This window comes from Cronobacter turicensis (assembly GCF_041222865.1).
GTDB classification, from domain to species: Bacteria; Pseudomonadota; Gammaproteobacteria; order Enterobacterales; family Enterobacteriaceae; genus Cronobacter; species Cronobacter turicensis.
Map to the genome: position 1 here is coordinate 345,339 of NZ_CP165997.1, position 16,983 is coordinate 362,321.

General features: G+C 58.4%; 17 protein-coding genes. 9 read left to right on the forward strand and 8 right to left on the reverse strand.

Features of this window, described 5'->3' with window-relative positions; all coding sequences use genetic code 11:
• Positions 1-49: 49 nt before the first annotated feature.
• The gene (locus tag AB8W27_RS01595; protein ID WP_015742725.1) at positions 50-1,270 is read left to right on the forward strand and encodes an aspartate aminotransferase family protein; all 1,221 of its coding nucleotides are present in this window, start codon (positions 50-52) and stop codon (positions 1,268-1,270) included.
• Here AB8W27_RS01595 and AB8W27_RS01600 read toward each other — a convergent pair whose 3' ends face one another.
• Both AB8W27_RS01600 and crp read right to left on the reverse strand, forming a co-directional pair.
• Positions 1,271-3,355 (reverse strand): YccS/YhfK family putative transporter, encoded by a 2,085-nt coding sequence (locus AB8W27_RS01600; RefSeq protein ID WP_015742724.1) that lies wholly within the window; start codon positions 3,353-3,355, stop codon positions 1,271-1,273.
• A 62-nt stretch (positions 3,356-3,417) separates the two neighbouring features.
• On the reverse strand, positions 3,418-4,050 hold the full coding sequence (gene crp, locus AB8W27_RS01605) for a cAMP-activated global transcriptional regulator CRP (RefSeq protein WP_000242758.1): 633 nt from the start codon (positions 4,048-4,050) through the stop codon (positions 3,418-3,420).
• A 309-nt stretch (positions 4,051-4,359) separates the two neighbouring features.
• On the opposite strand from crp, the gene AB8W27_RS01610 reads away from it, so the two are divergent.
• Entirely contained in the window at positions 4,360-4,764 is a 405-nt protein-coding gene (locus tag AB8W27_RS01610) for an OsmC family protein (RefSeq protein WP_015742723.1), read from the forward strand.
• A gap of 47 nt (positions 4,765-4,811) precedes the next feature.
• Here the strand turns inward: AB8W27_RS01610 and AB8W27_RS01615 are convergent, their stop codons facing one another.
• The 4 genes from AB8W27_RS01615 to AB8W27_RS01630 form a co-directional block, all read right to left on the reverse strand.
• A complete protein-coding gene (locus AB8W27_RS01615; protein WP_007764833.1) occupies positions 4,812-5,681 on the reverse strand; it encodes a phosphoribulokinase in 870 nt (289 codons plus the stop codon).
• Between the two features lie 47 nt (positions 5,682-5,728).
• Positions 5,729-5,947 (reverse strand): YheU family protein, encoded by a 219-nt coding sequence (locus AB8W27_RS01620; RefSeq protein ID WP_007764832.1) that lies wholly within the window; start codon positions 5,945-5,947, stop codon positions 5,729-5,731.
• On the reverse strand, positions 5,948-6,964 hold the full coding sequence (locus AB8W27_RS01625) for a hydrolase (RefSeq protein WP_049787163.1): 1,017 nt from the start codon (positions 6,962-6,964) through the stop codon (positions 5,948-5,950).
• A gap of 72 nt (positions 6,965-7,036) precedes the next feature.
• Positions 7,037-7,756, reverse strand: coding sequence for an NUDIX domain-containing protein (locus tag AB8W27_RS01630; RefSeq protein WP_015742721.1), 720 nt, complete (start codon positions 7,754-7,756; stop codon positions 7,037-7,039).
• A gap of 196 nt (positions 7,757-7,952) precedes the next feature.
• On the opposite strand from AB8W27_RS01630, the gene prs reads away from it, so the two are divergent.
• On the forward strand, positions 7,953-8,810 hold the full coding sequence (gene prs, locus AB8W27_RS01635; protein WP_015742720.1) for a ribose-phosphate diphosphokinase: 858 nt from the start codon (positions 7,953-7,955) through the stop codon (positions 8,808-8,810).
• A gap of 11 nt (positions 8,811-8,821) precedes the next feature.
• On the forward strand, positions 8,822-10,312 hold the full coding sequence (locus AB8W27_RS01640) for a nicotinate phosphoribosyltransferase (RefSeq protein ID WP_015742719.1): 1,491 nt from the start codon (positions 8,822-8,824) through the stop codon (positions 10,310-10,312).
• A 27-nt stretch (positions 10,313-10,339) separates the two neighbouring features.
• On the opposite strand, the gene AB8W27_RS01645 is transcribed toward AB8W27_RS01640, so the two are convergent.
• On the reverse strand, positions 10,340-12,250 hold the full coding sequence (locus AB8W27_RS01645) for an ABC transporter ATP-binding protein (RefSeq protein ID WP_015742718.1): 1,911 nt from the start codon (positions 12,248-12,250) through the stop codon (positions 10,340-10,342).
• A 123-nt stretch (positions 12,251-12,373) separates the two neighbouring features.
• Between AB8W27_RS01645 and kefG the strand changes: the two genes are divergently transcribed.
• The 4 genes from kefG (at position 12,374) to slyD (ending at position 15,630) form a co-directional block, all read left to right on the forward strand.
• The gene (kefG, locus tag AB8W27_RS01650; protein ID WP_007764816.1) at positions 12,374-12,928 is read left to right on the forward strand and encodes a glutathione-regulated potassium-efflux system ancillary protein KefG; all 555 of its coding nucleotides are present in this window, start codon (positions 12,374-12,376) and stop codon (positions 12,926-12,928) included.
• Positions 12,928-14,733: a glutathione-regulated potassium-efflux system protein KefB gene (gene kefB, locus AB8W27_RS01655; RefSeq protein WP_041923993.1), complete on the forward strand. Its 1,806-nt coding sequence runs from the start codon at positions 12,928-12,930 to the stop codon at positions 14,731-14,733. Before kefG ends, kefB begins: the two co-directional genes overlap by 1 nt.
• An 11-nt stretch (positions 14,734-14,744) precedes the next feature.
• Positions 14,745-14,945, forward strand: coding sequence for a YheV family putative zinc ribbon protein (locus tag AB8W27_RS01660; RefSeq protein WP_004386608.1), 201 nt, complete (start codon positions 14,745-14,747; stop codon positions 14,943-14,945).
• A gap of 94 nt (positions 14,946-15,039) precedes the next feature.
• The gene (gene slyD / locus AB8W27_RS01665) at positions 15,040-15,630 is read left to right on the forward strand and encodes a peptidylprolyl isomerase (protein WP_007702535.1); all 591 of its coding nucleotides are present in this window, start codon (positions 15,040-15,042) and stop codon (positions 15,628-15,630) included.
• A 57-nt stretch (positions 15,631-15,687) separates the two neighbouring features.
• Here the strand turns inward: slyD and AB8W27_RS01670 are convergent, their stop codons facing one another.
• On the reverse strand, positions 15,688-15,906 hold the full coding sequence (locus AB8W27_RS01670) for a SlyX family protein (RefSeq protein ID WP_007702532.1): 219 nt from the start codon (positions 15,904-15,906) through the stop codon (positions 15,688-15,690).
• Between the two features lie 212 nt (positions 15,907-16,118).
• On the opposite strand from AB8W27_RS01670, the gene fkpA reads away from it, so the two are divergent.
• Positions 16,119-16,946, forward strand: coding sequence for an FKBP-type peptidyl-prolyl cis-trans isomerase (gene fkpA, locus AB8W27_RS01675; protein WP_007764810.1), 828 nt, complete (start codon positions 16,119-16,121; stop codon positions 16,944-16,946).
• The last annotated feature ends 37 nt before the right edge of the window (positions 16,947-16,983 follow it).

A 16,983-nucleotide genomic window follows, 5' to 3' on the forward strand; every position in this document is an offset into this window, starting at 1 on the left:
TGTGCTTATCTTTTCATGTGCGATGGCACATTTACTGGATGGGCATGAAATGGCAACTGAAAAAACAGCAATTACGCGCGCCACCTTCGATGAAGTGATCCTGCCGATTTATGCACCGGCTGAATTTATCCCGGTGAAAGGCAAGGGCAGCCGCGTCTGGGATCAGCAGGGCAAAGAGTATGTCGATTTCGCGGGCGGTATCGCGGTGACGGCGCTCGGCCACTGCCACCCGCGGCTGGTGGAGGCGCTGAAAGCGCAGGGCGAAACGCTCTGGCACACTAGCAACGTCTTTACCAACGAGCCCGCGCTGCGCCTGGGCCAAAAGCTGGTGGACGCCACGTTCGCCGAGCGCGTGGTGTTCATGAACTCCGGCACCGAAGCCAATGAAACCGCGTTCAAGCTGGCCCGCCATTACGCCATCACACGTCACAGCCCGTACAAAACGAAAATCATCGCGTTTTATAATGCCTTTCACGGACGTTCGCTGTTTACCGTCTCCGTGGGCGGCCAGGCGAAATACTCCGACGGCTTCGGCCCGAAACCCGCTGATATCATCCATGTGCCGTTCAACGATCTCGATGCGGTCAAAGCGGTGATGGACGACCACACTTGCGCGGTGGTGGTCGAGCCGGTGCAAGGCGAGGGCGGGGTGACCGCCGCGACGCCGGAATTTTTGCGCGGCCTGCGCGAGCTGTGCGACCGCCATCAGGCGCTGCTGGTGTTCGACGAAGTACAGTGCGGCATGGGCCGCAGCGGCAAGCTGTTTGCTTACATGCATTACGGCGTGACGCCGGACATCCTGACCAGCGCCAAAGCGCTGGGCGGCGGTTTCCCGGTCAGCGCGATGCTCACCACGCATGATGTCGCCTCGGCGTTTCATGTGGGTTCGCACGGCTCCACCTACGGCGGCAACCCGCTCGCCTGCGCGGTGGCGGGCGAAGCGTTTGATATTATCAACACCCCGGAGGTGCTGGACGGCGTGGCGCAAAAACGCGAGCAGTTCGTGCAGCACCTTCAGCGCATCGGCGAGCAGTATGGACTGTTCAGCGATATTCGCGGCATGGGCCTGCTGATTGGCGCCGAGCTGACCCCAGCCTTCCACGGGCGCGCCCGCGATTTCTTGTACGCCGCCGCGGCGGAAGGCGTGATGGTGCTGAACGCCGGGCCGGACGTGATGCGTCTCGCGCCGTCGCTGCTGGTGGAGAGTGCCGATATCGACGAAGGGATGGCCCGTTTCGCGCGCGCCGTCGCACGCGTGGTTAACGGTTAATCAGCGTGACTGGCTCAGGCGTCGCCTGAGCCAGATACCGTGATGCGGGCGCTGGCGCCACGCCACGGAAGAGATGGTGTGCATGGTGCGCAGATGATCGAGAATGCGCAGCAGATGATGCTCCATTACGCCCGGCGCCCCTTCCGGCAAGACCTCTTCGCCCTCCAGTACCGCCTCGTTTTGCGTGTCGCCCGGCGCGTCATGCTCCAGCCGCTGCTGGCAGCGCTGTAGCGCAATTTCACAAGCCTGTAAGTAGCGCGCCGCCGTCTCCGGCGTCAGCGTGGTTTGCTCGCGCGCCATCGTCGTTATCGCGTTGATGTGCTCGACGATAAACTGACTGTGCGTGACCCACAGACGCATATCCTCCAGATAACGACTGTTAAAGCCCGGCTCCTGCATGGCCTGATTGAGCGAGTTATAGAGCGCGTTGTGCGCCTGGTTGACCTGCATCCGCTGCCACGCCAGCGGGCCGGGCTGCGGATCGTCGCTCAGGATCAGGCGCAGCGCCTCCTGGTCGGCCTCCAGCGCGTCATGCGCGTTCTGGCGCAGCAGGCCGCTCTGCCACTGGGGCCAGAGCCAGACCATGCCGCCGAACGCGATAAGGCAGCCGGACAGCGTGTCTATCAGGCGCGCCACGATGTACTGCTCGCCGTTGAGCGTCAGGATTTGCAGCGAATAGACCGCCGTGACGGTAAAGCCAATCATCGCCCAGCCGTAGTGCCGCCGGATTATCAGATAACTGATTAAGGTCACCAGCAACATGCCGAGCAGGGTATAGCCCTGCGGCACATTCAGGTGCAGCGTGATGCCCGCGATAATCAGCCCCGCCAGCGTGCCGCCCGCCCGGTGCAGGATGCGCACCCGTGTCGCGCCATAGCCGTTTTGCGTGACGAAGAGCACCGTCATCAGGATCCAGTACGGCTTCGGTAAATTGAACGCGCTCCCTAACAGGCCCGCCGCCGCCAGCATTACGCCCAGACGCGCGGCGGTGCGCAGCGCCGCGGATTTCAACGACAGATAGCTTTTCAACGCCCGCAGCAGCGGCAGGCGGCGCTGGCCGCTGTCCATCAGGTCACGGGCGTAGAGCGGGCGCTGGGTGCGTAGCACGCGGGCGATACGGCTGAAATGGTATTCGCAAAACTGGCCGACCGGGTTGTCCGGATGCTGACGGGCGATTTTCGCCAGCGCCTCAATCTGCTTATCCATTGAGAAGCGGTACGAGTAGCGGTGGTAGAGAATATCGTCAGAGAGCGTGCGCAGGCGCGTGGCGACGGTCTGGGCCGTCCAGCGCAGCACCGCTTCGGCGTGGCTGCGCTCCACCAGCTTTTGCACTTCACGCGGCTGATGCAGGGAGACCGAAATATGCTCCTGAAGATCCAGCGCCACCTGAAACGTGCGCAGCAGGCGTTTGTAGCCGTTCTGTTTGGTCGCCGACAGCATCTGTAGCTGCTGATAGCACTGGCTTATCTGATCCACCACTTTTTGCTGATGCACCAGTAGCGGCGGCAGCGCCTGTTCCGGTTCTGTGTGGCGCGTCAGCAGGCTGTATTTCGCTTCGCAGTAGTCGGCGAGGCTTTTATAAATCAGGCTTAACGATTCACGCAGCGGCTGTTCACGCCACAGCCAGAACCAGAAACCGTTAAACGCGCCATACCAGAGCGTGCCGAGAACGTAGAGCAGCATCGGCTCCCAGACGGGCATATTCCCGGCGAGGCTTAACGTGAAGATGGCCGCGATAAGCGACGCGGGCAGCAGGCGCGCATGCAGGGGGCTTATCTCCGCCGTCACGCCCAGCAGCAGCGCCAGCATCAGCAGAATAAGCGGCAGCGGGATGGCCTGTAACAGCAGAAACTGTACCGCCAGGCTGCTCAGCGCAAACAGCGAGGCGCCGATGATCAAGCGTTTGAAGAAGCGTTTGTGCGGGGTATCGAGACCGGCAATATTGCAGCAGGCGGGGACGAGTGAAAACAGCAACCCTTGTTGGAGATGGCCCAGCATCAACCCGACCGCCACCGGCAGGCTTAAGATCAGCGTTTGCCGTAAAGCGTAATTAATTTCAGGGTGATAGATAAGACGACGCCACATAGGGGAGAAGTATAGATACAAAAACGGCGTGTTACCGAAGCGACACGCCGTTTTTTGATTTTTTAGCGGGTACCGTAAACCACAATAGTTTTACCGTGGGCGGAGATCAGGTTCTGATCTTCGAGCATTTTCAGAATGCGGCCAACGGTTTCGCGGGAGCAGCCGACAATCTGGCCGATTTCCTGACGCGTGATTTTAATCTGCATTCCGTCCGGATGGGTCATCGCGTCCGGCTGTTTCGCCAGGTTCAGCAGCGTCTGAGCGATGCGGCCGGTCACGTCCAGGAAGGCGAGGTTGCCCACTTTCTCTGAGGTGACTTGCAGGCGGCGAGCCATCTGCGAGGAGAGACGCATCAGAATATCCGGGTTAACCTGAATCAGCTGACGGAATTTTTTGTAGGAGATTTCAGCCACTTCACAGGCAGTTTTAGCGCGAACCCAGGCGCTGCGTTCCTGACCTTCCTCGAACAAACCCAGTTCGCCGATGAAGTCTCCCTGATTCAGGTACGAGAGGATCATCTCCTTGCCCTCTTCATCTTTGATCAGCACTGCCACTGAGCCTTTGACGATGTAATACAGCGTCTCCGCTTTTTCACCCTGGTGAATCAGCGTGCTCTTAGATGGATACTTATGAATGTGGCAATGAGACAAGAACCATTCAAGAGTCGGGTCTGTTTGCGGTTTGCCAAGCACCATGCGCGGTTATCCTCTGTTTTAAACTGGCTCCAAAGACAGGGCGCGTAACCCCTGTCTGGCTTTGCAATCATCATCTTCCCGCTTCCAGGGAAGTTGGCTGTCCGTGGACATCGCAGCCGATAAATTGTCTTCTCCTCTGCACCCATGCGTAACATCAATGTATCGCCGCTGCATCCAGACTGTTTTAGCATAGCTTTTATCAGGTGTCTCCTGTTGTCTCGTTTCAGCTTGACGCAGGTCGCCTTCCGTTGCCTCTGATGACGCGCGCGCGTAATCTGTCAGAAAAATGAATAGCCTGGAGCGAATAACATGCATGCACGAGTGAAATGGGTGGAAGGCTTAACCTTCCTTGGCGAGTCCGCTTCGGGGCATCAGATCCTGATGGACGGCAACTCCGGCGACAAAGCGCCGAGCCCGATGGAAATGGTCTTAATGGCGGCAGGTGGCTGCAGCGCCATTGATGTGGTCTCTATTCTGCAAAAAGGCCGTCACGACGTGACCGACTGCGAAGTGAAGCTGACCTCAGAGCGTCGCGAAGAGGCTCCGCGTCTGTTCACGCATATCAATCTGCACTTTGTGGTGACGGGTAAAGATCTGAAAGACGCGGCAGTGTCGCGCGCGGTGGATCTGTCGGCGGAGAAGTACTGTTCAGTGGCGCTGATGCTCGGCAAAGGGGTCAACATCACCCATTCTTACGAAGTGATCGACGCGTGATGTGACGGCGGGCGGCCCGGCAGGCGCAGCGCCACCGGGCCATTCTGTCACGCTATCTGTTTCCCTTCCATCAGCCGCTGCACCAGCGGCAGCATAATAAGCTCCATCGCCAGCCCCATCTTGCCGCCCGGCACCACCAGCGTATTGATGTGCGAGATAAACGAGCCCTGTAGCATCGCCAGCAGCCAGGGGTAATCGATATTGTCCAGATTGCGGAAGTGAATCACCACGAAACTCTCATCGAGCGACGGGATACTTTTCGCGGCGAACGGGTTGGACGTGTCCACCGTCGGCACGCGCTGGAAGTTAATATGGGTGCGCGAGAACTGCGGCGTGATGTAGGAGATGTAATCTTCCATGGAGCGCACCACGGAATCCATCACTGCCTCGCGGGAGTGGCCGCGCTCGCTGGTATCGCGAATCAGCTTTTGTATCCACTCAAGGTTGACGATAGGCACCACGCCCACCAGCAGGTCGACATGTTTCGCCACGTCGTTTTGCGGCGTCACCACGCCGCCGTGCAGCCCTTCGTAAAACAGCACGTCTGTCGGTTCCGGTAACGGCTGCCACGGCGTGAAGGTGCCGGGCACCTGGTTCCACGGCACCGCTTCGTCATAGGTGTGCAGATATTTGCGCGACTGCCCTTTGCCGGTCAGGCCGTACTCCACAAAGGTTTGCTCCAGCAGGCCAAAATCGTTCGCCTCCGGGCCGAAATAGCTGATGTGGCGGCCAAGATCGCGCGCTTTGCGGATAGCCATGTCCATTTCCGGGCGCGTGTAGCGATGGAAGCTGTCGCCTTCCACTTCGGCGGCATGAAGATTCAGCTGGGCGAAAATTTTGCGAAACGCGAGGCTGGTGGTGGTGGTTCCCGCGCCGCTGGAGCCCGTGACGGCGATAACCGGATGTTTGGCAGACATAGCGAGACAACTCCCTGAAGCGGCGGGGCAGGGCTCCGCCTGGAACGTTAACCGCGAAACTGCGAACGCGGCATGATATTGACCGTTTCGTGCAGTTCAGACCACACAAGAACGGCCTCGCCACTTTGCAACTGACGCCGCACGTCGGCGACCTTTTGCTCAAGCGAGCGTTCATGTTCACCATAATCGGTGCCTTCGCGCAAGACGAAGGCTTCAATCAGGCGGTCCAGGGTGTCGGGCGCCAGCTCTTGCCAGGGAATGATCATTTATCGGTCCAGATAAGGGGTTAACCAGTCAGGAATGCGCTGCTCCAGCCACATTCTGGGCTGACGCAGCGTGCCGCCGACAAAGCCCACGTGGCCGCCATGCTCCGTCAGCTGATATTCAATATTAGCAGGCAGCGCGGCGGTATCAGGGATCACGTGATGATCCATGAACGGGTCGTCTTTGGCATGAATAATCAACGTCGGGCGGGTGATATTCGTAAGACGCGGCATGGCGCTGCACTGGCGATAGTAATCGACGGCGTCGCGAAAGCCGTGAATTTTCGACGTTATCAAATCATCGAAATCGCGAATGCGGCGCAGACGTTTAAGCTGGGCGAGTTCAATCGGCAGCGTGCCGGGCCAGGCTTTTAGCTTACGAGAGGCGTTGGCTTTCAACAGGTTCAGCAAATAGAACTGGTAGAAGCGCGAAAACCCTTTTTCCATATGGTTGCAGCAGTGTTCCAGCATAAAGGGCGCGGACACAATTACGCCTGCGGTCAGCGGGAAACGGGCATCAATCTCCGCCATCAGGCAGCCAAGCATATTGCCGCCGAGCGAATAGCCGACCGCCGCCGTCGGCACGGTGCCGTAGCGTTCATCCAGCCAGCGCAGGAAAAAGGTGCCGTCTTCGGTTTCCCCAGAATGGTAGATGCGCCCCATCTTGTTCGGCACGCCGCTACAGCCGCGAAAGTGCATCACCACGCCGAGCCAGCCGCGTGCTTTCGCCGCATGGATGAGGCCGTGAACGTAAGGGCTGTGCAGGCTGCCTTCGAGCCCGTGAAACACCACCAGACGCGGCTTATGGCGCGCCTGGTCAGGGTTTTCGCTAAACGCGAGGTCGACAAAATCGCCGTCCGGCAAATCCAGACGCTGCCAGTACGGCTCAAATTGCACCCGGCGGCGCAGCACGCGCGGCAGCATGGTTTGCAGGTGTGGATTGCTGACTCCCGGCATTGGCTGAAAGTGTGAGGAATCGGTGTTCAGTGCAGGAAGTTCTGCGGGAGTAATGTCGGCCATAGCTGATGTCTTTTATTAGTTCGCTAACTACTATACCGGTTGTTATCCATTTTGTTGATGCTTTGGTGCGGATCATTCAGCCAGTAAATTGCGCGAGAACAGGTGAATATCGGCGTCCGGCTTGCGTCGCCAGAGCCTGGCCTTACGGGCGCCGGTGGCGACGCTCTCGCCGGTCTCTTCAAACATCCCGGAGGCTTCAAAGCGGCGGATCAGGCTTTTACGCTGAATGGGCTGGCCGAGAATAATTTCCGTCGCCTCCTGAAGCTGGCTCAGCGTAAAGCACTCCGGCAGACAGTAAACCGGCAGGAGCGAATACATCGTTTTCTGACGCAGGCGGCGCAGCGCCGCGTCGATAATCGTCAGGTGATCGAACGCCAGTTCAATCGCGCCAAGCTCCGCCACCGGCACCCACTGCGCATCGCTGACGGAGGCGATATGCGGCTGGCAGTCGACCCAGGCGATTAGCGCAAACCAGGCGGTGGTGAGGCTCCAGCCGCGCGGATCGCGATCCGGGCCGGAGAAGGTCTCCAGCTGCTCCAGCCATGACGGGCGCACGCCGGTTTTCTCGGTCAGCTTACGCAGCGCCGTCGCATGGGTGGAGTCATCCTTGCGCATATCGATAAACCCGCCCGGCAGCGCCCAGCGCCCCTGCTGCGGCTGACGGGCGCGCTGTACCAGCAGCACGCAAAGCGCCTGGTCATGCAGGGTGAACAGCACGCTATCGACGGTCACCAGCGGAGAAGGGAACCGCGCAGGGTCATAGTTTTCCAGATATTCCGCTTCAGTGGTCATGCGCCGCTCCGTTTAATTGTCTCAGAGACAAGTTTACCAGCCCAGGGCACCGGGACAAAGTAAACCTGTAATGTTTTAATTTTCAGTAACATGCTATTTTTTAGCCAGCGCGGCGAAAATATCGCTTGTTTATTAGTGTCTCTTGGACAACATTAAATGTGTCGCAAGGACACAAACTCATTAACCGGGGGCGAAAATGATGCAGCCGCAACTGATGGTAGACGGACAAGAGATTGCAACACAGACCGGGCGTTTTCCTGACGGCGCCGTATGGGCGAAAGTAACCGGCGAACTGCCGCGCGTCGCCTCGCTGATGTGTATTCGCGCCGCCGCCATGAAAACGATGGACGATTTTATGGTGCTGGCGCAACTGACCGACGCGGTGCGTCAACACTGCGATGTGCGCTTCAGCCATCTGGAACTGCCGTGGCTGCCGTATGCGCGTCAGGACAGGCACATGCAGCCAGGCGACAGCTTTGCGCTGAAAGTCTTCGCCCGCCAGTTGAACACCCTCGGTTTCGACAAAGTGAGGGTACTCGACCCCCACAGTGAGGCCGCCGCCGCCGCGATTGAAAATCTGGTGGCTATCCCGCAGGAGCGTTGCCTGTTACAAAGCAAGACGCTTGAGCGCGCCCTGAAGGCCGGCGAGTTAATGCTGGTGGCGCCGGATGCCGGGGCGCTGAAGAAAATCCATGCCGTCGCGCAGGCCGCAGGCGTCCATGAGTTCGCCATTCTGACCAAACAGCGCAATGTCGCGACCGGCGAGCTGACCGGTTTTCGCCTGGTAGACGGCGATGTGCAAGGCAAAGCGGCACTGATCGTGGACGATCTCTGTGACGCGGGCGGTACGTTTATCGGCTCAGCCCAGGTACTGCGCGAGGCAGGCGCGCGAAGCGTCAGCCTCTATGTTACCCACGGCGTGTTTTCTAAAGGCGTCGACAACCTGCTGAATAACGGCATCGACCAGTTGTATACGACCACCTCCTTCGCGCCCGCTGAACTGGCGCAGGAACGGGTAGAAATGATTGATATCAATAAAATTTATAACGCGTAAGGAGAGGGAAGATGAACATGAATCCGATTCTGGCTATTGATGGCTACAAAGTGTCGCACCGCGAGCAGTATCCGGCAGGCACCACCAAAGTCTATTCCAACTTTACGCCGCGCAGCGACCGTCATTTCCACTCTCCTGTCGCGGACGGCAAGCTGGTGTTTTTCGGCCTGCAGGGGTTCCTGCAGTGGTTCCTGGTCGATCTGTTTAACGAGCAGTTCTTCGCGCGTCCTGAGGCGGAAGTGGTGGACGAATACCAGGCGGTGATGGACAGTTATATCGGCAAGGGCGCTGTCAGCGCGGATCACATTCGCGCGCTGCATCAGCTCGGCTATCTGCCGCTGCATATCAAAGCGCTGGATGAAGGCAGCAAGGTGTCGATGAAAGTGCCGGTGCTGACCATCACCAATACGCGCCCGGAATTCTTCTGGCTGGTGAACTATCTGGAAACCGTGCTCTCGGCGGAGTTGTGGAAATCCTCCACCAACGCCACTATCGCGCATCACTACCGTACTATCTGCGAGCGCTGGGCAGAGAAAACCTGCTCTGACGTAAGCCACCTGGATTTTCAGTGCCACGATTTCTCGTTTCGCGGCATGTCTGGCCTTCAGGATACCGCGCAGGCGGGCTGTGGCCATCTGCTGAGCTTTAAAGGCACCGATAACATTCCGTCGATGCTCTATGCCCGCGATTACTACACCCAGGGCCAGGAGTGCTTCATTGCCGCGTCCATCCCGGCGACCGAGCACAGCGTGATGTGCATGGGCGAGAAAGAGAGCGAAATCGAGACGTTCCGCCGCCTGATTTGCGATCTCTACCCGAATGGCTTTGTCTCGATTGTGTCGGATACCTGGGACTACTGGCGCGTCATCACGGAATATACCCGTGAGCTGAAAACGCAGATTATGGCGCGTGAAGGCCGCGTGGTGTTCCGCCCGGACAGCGGCGACCCGGTAGAGATCCTCTGCGGTACCGGCGCCGATGACGACACGCGCGGCGAGCGCACGCCGGAAGAGAAAGGCTCGGTGGAAGTGCTGTGGGAAATTTTCGGCGGCACCGTGAATGACAAAGGCTTCAAAGTGCTCGACCCGCATGTAGGTCTGATTTATGGCGATTCCATCACGCTTGATCGCGCTGAAGAGATCCTGCGCCGTCTGGCGGCGAAAGGCTTCGCCAGCTCAAACGTGGTGTTTGGCGTCGGTTCGTTTACGTATCAGTACAACACCCGCGACACGTTCGGCTTTGCGATGAAGGCGACATACGGCGAAGTGAACGGCGTGGGCCGCATGATTTTCAAAGAGCCGAAAACCGACAGCGGACTGAAACGCTCAGCGCGCGGGTTGCTGCGGGTGGAGCGTGACGACAACGGCGATTATCAGCTGTTTGACGAACAGACCCTGGAGCAGGAGCAGCTGGGTGAACTGAAAACCCGTTTTCTGGATGGCAAACTTCACGGCGTGGAGCATCTGGAAACCCTGCGCCAGCGCCTGGCGGCGCAGCGTTAATCCAGCCAACCGGGCGCCCGCGCCCGGTTACTCGTTTTGCAGCATCGTTTCTAATTGCTCCTGCGCGTCCAGCCACGCCATTTCGCACTCTTCCAGCGCCGCTTTGGTCCTGGCCTGCGTTTGCAGGCACTCATTCATCTCCGCTTTGCGAGCCGGATCGTAAATGGCGCTGTCGGCAAGTTTCTCTTCGACGCCCGCAAGCGTGGCGTTGAGCTTTTCCATCTCTTTTTCCAGACGGGTTATCTCTTTACGCAGCGGTTGCGTCTGGGTGCGCAGCTCCGCCTCGCGGCGCTTCTGATCTTTGCGCGCCTGCGCGCTGTTGCCGTTGTCTTTCTCGCGGCTGGCGTCGTCGCCCTGGCTCTCCTGCTTCTGCACGTCGCTCAGCCACTGCTGGTAATCGTCCAGATCGCCGTCGAACGGTTCGACTTTGCCGTCGTGCACCAGATAGAGATCGTCGGTGGTGGAGCGGATCAGGTGACGGTCGTGCGAGACCACGACCAGCGCGCCTTCGAATTCGATCAGCGCGTCAGTTAGCGCCTGGCGCATGTCGAGATCCAGGTGGTTGGTCGGTTCATCGAGTAGCAGCAGGTTAGGGCGCTGCCAGACGATAAGCGCCAGCACCAGACGGGCCTTTTCGCCGCCGGAGAAACGCTCGGTGACGTCGGTGACTTTATCGCCCTGGAAGCCGAAGCCGCCGAGATAGTCGCGCAGCTGCTGTTCGGTTTCACGCGGGGCGATGCGCGCCAGATGCTGCAACGGCGATTCGTCGGCGCGTAAAAACTCCAGCTGATGCTGCGCGAAGTACCCGAGCTTGATGCCTTTGGCGAGCCCGATGTCGCCGCTGATGGGGTTAAGTTCGCCCGCCAGCAGTTTAATCAGCGTCGATTTCCCGGCGCCGTTGCGCCCCAGCAGGCCGATGCGCGAGCCGGGCACCAGGTTGAGCTTGATGGAGTTCAGAATGATGCGCTCGTCATAACCGGCGCTGACTTTTTCCATTTTCAGTAGCGGGTTGGGCAGGCTTTCCGGCGCGCGGAAGCTGAAGTGGAACGGGTTATCCACGTGGGCAGGCGCAATCAGCTCCATGCGCTCCAGCATTTTGATACGGCTTTGCGCCTGCTTCGCTTTGGACGCCTTCGCTTTAAAGCGATCGATAAAGCTTTGCAGATGCGCGACGCGCTGCTGCTGGCTTTCGTAGGTTGCCTGTTGCTGGGCGAGACGCGTGGCGCGCTGGCGTTCAAACGAGCTGTAGTTGCCGGTGTACTCGAACATATTCTGCTGTTCGATATGAATGATTTTGTCCACCACCGGATCCAGGAAATCACGGTCGTGCGAGATAAGGATCAGCGTGCCGTTATAGCTTTTCAGCCATTTTTCCAGCCAGATGACTGCGTCGAGATCGAGGTGGTTGGTCGGTTCGTCGAGCAGCAGCAGATCGGAGCGGCAAATCAGCGCTTGCGCGAGGTTAAGACGCATACGCCAGCCGCCGGAGAAGTCGCTCACCGGGTGCGTTAGTTGTTCATTGCTAAAGCCCAGCCCGTGCAGGAGGCTCGCGGCGCGTGAACGAATGGTCCAGGCGTCGATGGCGTCCAGTTTGCCGTGCGCTGTGGCGATCGCGTGACCGTCGTTGCGCTCGGTGGCGTTGTTCAGCTCGCGCTCAAAGGCGCGGTATTCGCGATCGCCGTCAATCACATATTCCAGCGCGGGCTGCGCGAGCGCAGGCGTCTCCTGATTCACCCAGGCCAGCTGCCAGGTGCCGGGGTAGGTGAAACTCCCGCCGTCGGCGCTAATCTCGTTTTTCAGAAGCGACAGGAGCGTGGATTTGCCGCAGCCATTTTTGCCCACCAGGCCCACTTTCTGGCCCGGATTGATCGTGGCGGTGGCGTTGTCCAGCAGCACGCGAGTGCCGCGACGAATTTGTAACGAGGAGAAAACAATCATAAGGCGCCGTAGATTCAGACTATGTTAAATTGTCATTATATTCATGTAACGTGATGCTTTGGGCACCGCGTGGGGCCGCCATGGTAGCCCAAAATAGTAACAATGACGACGCCCTGGAGGGGAATGATGTCACAGACAGCGAAAGTTTTGCTGCTGTATGCCCATCCGGAATCTCAGGACTCGGTGGCCAACCGGGTTTTGCTTAAGCCGGCTCTGCAATTACCGAATGTCACGGTGCATGACCTCTATGCCCACTATCCCGATTTCTTTATCGATATCAGCCACGAGCAGGCGTTGCTGCGCGATCACGATGTGATTGTTTTTCAGTTCCCGCTTTATACCTATAGCTGTCCGGCGCTGCTGAAAGAGTGGTTCGATCGCGTGTTAAGCCGCGGTTTCGCCAGCGGCGTGGGCGGCACTGAGCTTGCCGGAAAATACTGGCGCTGCGTTATTACCACTGGCGAACCGGAGACGGCCTATCGCCCGGATGGGTTTAACCGCTATGCCCTGAGCGACATTCTGCGGCCTTTCGAGCTGACCGCCGCCATGTGCCGTATGCACTGGATGACGCCGCTGATTATTTACTGGGCGCGGCGTCAGTCGCTTTCCGAACTGGCGTCTCACGGCCACGCGTATGAACGCTGGCTGGCGGACCCGTTAACGCCGGGAGGCTTTTGATGGAAGGTTCCGACCTGCTGCTGGCAGGCATTTTGTTTCTTTTCGCCGCGGTGGTGGCGGTGCCGATTGCAGCGCGGCTGGGTATCGGCGCGGTACTCGGCTATTTGCTGGCGGGGATCGCCATCGGCCCGTGGGGGCTTGGCTTTATCAGCGATGTCGACGAGATCCTGCACTTTTCGGAGCTGGGCGTCGTGTTTCTGATGTTCCTGATAGGGCTTGAGCTTAATCCCTCGAAACTCTGGAAGCTGCGGCGCTCGATTTTCGGCATCGGCGCCGCGCAGGTGTTGTTAAGCGCCGTGGTGCTGGCGGGGCTGCTGATGCTCACTGATTTCGCGTGGCAGGCGGCCGTGGTAGGCGGTATCGGGCTTGCGATGTCGTCTACCGCGATGGCGTTGCAGTTGATGCGCGACAAAGGGATGAACCGCACCGAAGGCGGCCAGTTAGGGTTCTCCGTGCTGCTGTTTCAGGATCTCGCCGTGATCCCGGCGCTGGCGATGGTGCCTTTGCTTGCGGGCAACGGCGATGAGCATCCGGACTGGCTGAAAATCGGCATGAAAGTGCTGGCGTTCGCGGTCATGCTGGTCGGCGGGCGTTATCTCCTGCGCCCGGTGTTTCGCTTTATCGCCGGCTCGGGGGTGCGCGAGGTGTTTACCGCCGCCGCGCTGTTGCTGGTGCTGGGTTCCGCGCTGTTTATGGATTTGCTGGGGCTTTCCATGGCGCTCGGCACGTTTATCGCGGGCATTCTGCTGGCCGAGAGCGAATATCGCCACGAGCTGGAAATCGCCATCGAGCCGTTTAAAGGTCTGCTGCTGGGGCTCTTTTTTATCTCCGTCGGCATGGCGCTGAACCTGGGCGTCCTCTATACCCATATTCTGTGGGTCGTGATGAGCGTGGTCGTGCTGGTGAGCGTCAAGATGGCGGTGCTGTATGGCCTCGGGCGTTTTCAGGGCCTGCGGCGCACCGAGCGGTTGCCGTTTGCGGGCGTATTGAGCCAGGGCGGGGAGTTCGCCTTTGTGCTCTTCTCCAGCGCCTCATCGCAGAAGCTCTTTCATAATGACCAGATGGCGCTGCTGCTGGTGACGGTGACGCTCTCGATGATGACCACGCCGCTGGTGATGAAAGGCATCAACCGCCTGCTGGCGCGCCACTTCAACGCCCAGGACGACCACGATGAAACGCCTTATGTGGAAGATGATAAGCCGCAGGTGATTATTGTCGGCTTCGGACGTTTCGGGCAGGTGATTGGTCGCCTGCTGATGGCCAACAAAATGCGTATTACGGTGCTGGAGCGCGATATCAGCGCGGTCAACCTGATGCGTAAATATGGCTACAAAGTTTACTATGGCGATGCCACCGAGCTTGAACTGCTGCGCGCCGCCGGGGCTGAATCCGCAGAGTCTATCGTCGTGACCTGCAACGACCCGGAAGACACAATGCGCATCGTGCATCTCTGCCAGCAGCACTTTCCGCAACTGGAGATCCTGGCGCGGGCGCGCGGTCGCGTCGAGGCGCACGAGCTCCTCCAGGCGGGCGTCAAACAGTTCTCGCGCGAGACGTTCTCCAGCGCCCTGGAGCTTGGGCGCAAAACGCTGGTTTCGCTGGGGATGCATCCTCACCAGGCGCAGCGCGCGCAGCTTCATTTCCGGCGCCTTGATATGCGCATGCTGCGCGAACTGATGCCGGTACATACCGATAACGCGCAAATCTCCCGTGTACGCGAGGCGCGGCGCGAGCTGGAAGAGATTTTCCATCGCGAGATGCAGCAGGAACGACGCCAGCTGGACGGCTGGGACGAATTTGAATAGAAGGTGAACCTATGGCTGTGCGTAAACGTTTTATTGCCGGGGCCGTGTGCCCGAAATGCCAGGCGCAGGATTCTCTCGCCATGTGGCGTGAAAATCAGGTCGATATTGTCGAGTGCGTTAAGTGCGGGCATCAGATGCGCGAGGCGGATAAAGAAGTTCGCGAGAAGGTTCGCAAAGATGAGCAAGTCATAGGGATTTTTCATCCCGACTAGCGAGATGCCCCAGGTTTCTTTAAGCTAAAGGGTACACAGGCGCCGAATTGGGCTACAATCGGCGCCAGTCTTTTTTCCTCACTCAGGAGATATCATGAAAGTAGCAAAAGACCTGGTGGTCAGCCTGGCCTATCAGGTACGTACAGAAGACGGTGTATTGGTTGATGAGTCTCCGGTGAGTGCGCCGCTGGACTACCTGCATGGTCACGGCTCCCTGATTTCCGGCCTGGAATCGGCGCTGGAAGGTCACGATGTTGGCGATAAATTCGATGTGAACGTAGGCGCCAACGACGCTTACGGCCAGTACGATGAAAACCTGGTGCAGCGCGTACCGAAAGACGTCTTCATGGGCGTTGACGAGCTGCAGGTTGGCATGCGTTTCCTGGCGGAAACCGATCAGGGCCCGGTACCGGTAGAAATTACCGAAGTGGGCGACGACCATGTTGTCGTTGACGGCAACCACATGCTGGCGGGCCAGAACCTGAACTTCAACGTAGAAGTTGTTGCTATCCGCGAAGCGACCGAAGAAGAGCTGGCCCATGGCCACGTTCACGGCGCGAACGGCCATCATCACGACCACGATCATGACCATGATCACGACGGTTGCTGCGGCGGTCACGGCCATAGCCACGACCACGAGCACGGTAAAGGCGGTTGCGGTAACGGCGGCTGCGGTTGCCACTAAGAGCCTGATAAAAAAGGGGCGCTCCGGCGCCCCTTTTTACTGCCCGCGATTTACCTGTCAGTAATGCGGCGGCGGCGTTTCTTCCGCCTGCGATGCGATCATTGACGGCTGCGAGGCTTTTATTTTCTCCACCATAATTTTGAGCTGTTCGCGCATCTTCGCGAGCTCCAGCTCATGCTTTGTGATGGCGGCGTTTAAGTCTTCAATGGTGGTTTCCTGAAACGCTAGCCGGCTTTCCAGCTCAGCAATGCGGTGTTCAGTCGATTCGTTTTGCATGATGTTTCCCCCTTTGCGTCGCGATTCTACGCAACTTTTCCGGATTCTGCCGGGTTGCTTCATCAGAAAGAAACTTATTTAAACAAATTAAGTCTGAAATAACGCGCGAAACGGAAAAGTGGTTATGTTGATTTCCGCTGCGACGTTTTATAGTACGACTTTCGTTTTTAAGATAACCCTGGGGTGAGAGGCCCCAACCCTGGAGATAATGGATGAAATCACTGTTTAAAGTAACGCTGCTGGCGACCACGATGGCTGTGGCGTTCAATGCGCCCCTGACTTTTGCTGCGCCAGCCGCACAGCAGCAGAATACTGCTGCCGCTGACAGCAAAGCCGCATTCCAGAACGACGATCAGAAATCGGCTTACGCGCTGGGTGCTTCGCTGGGCCGTTACATGGAAAACTCCCTGAAAGAACAGGAAAAACTGGGCATCAAACTGGATAAAAACCAGCTGATCGCCGGTGTCCAGGACGCGTTTGCCGATAAGAGCAAACTCTCTGACCAGGAAATCGAGCAGACTCTGCAGGCTTTCGAAACGCGCGTGAAAGGTGCCGCTCAGGCGAAAGTCGAGAAAGACGCGACAGAAAACGAAACGAAAGGCAAAGCCTTCCGTGACAAATTCGCCAAAGAGAAAGGCGTGAAGACCTCTTCTACTGGCCTGCTGTATAAAGTCGAGAAAGAAGGTACCGGCGCTGCGCCGAAAGAGAGCGACACCGTTGTGGTTAACTACAAAGGCACGCTTATCGACGGTCAGGAGTTCGATAACTCTTACAAACGCGGCGAGCCGCTCTCTTTCCGTCTTGACGGTGTGATCCCGGGCTGGACTGAAGGCCTGAAAAACATCAAGAAAGGCGGCAAAATCAAGCTGGTCATCCCGCCTGAGCTGGCTTACGGCAAAAATGGCGTTCCGGGTATTCCGGCTAACTCCACCCTGGTGTTTGACGTAGAACTGCTGGATATCAATCCGGCGGCGAAAGCAGACGCCGCACCGAAGGCCGCCGCAGGCGATAAAGCGGACGACGCCGCCAAAGCGAAGTAACGCTTCGCAGACCGCCGCCTCCGGGCGGCGGTTTTTT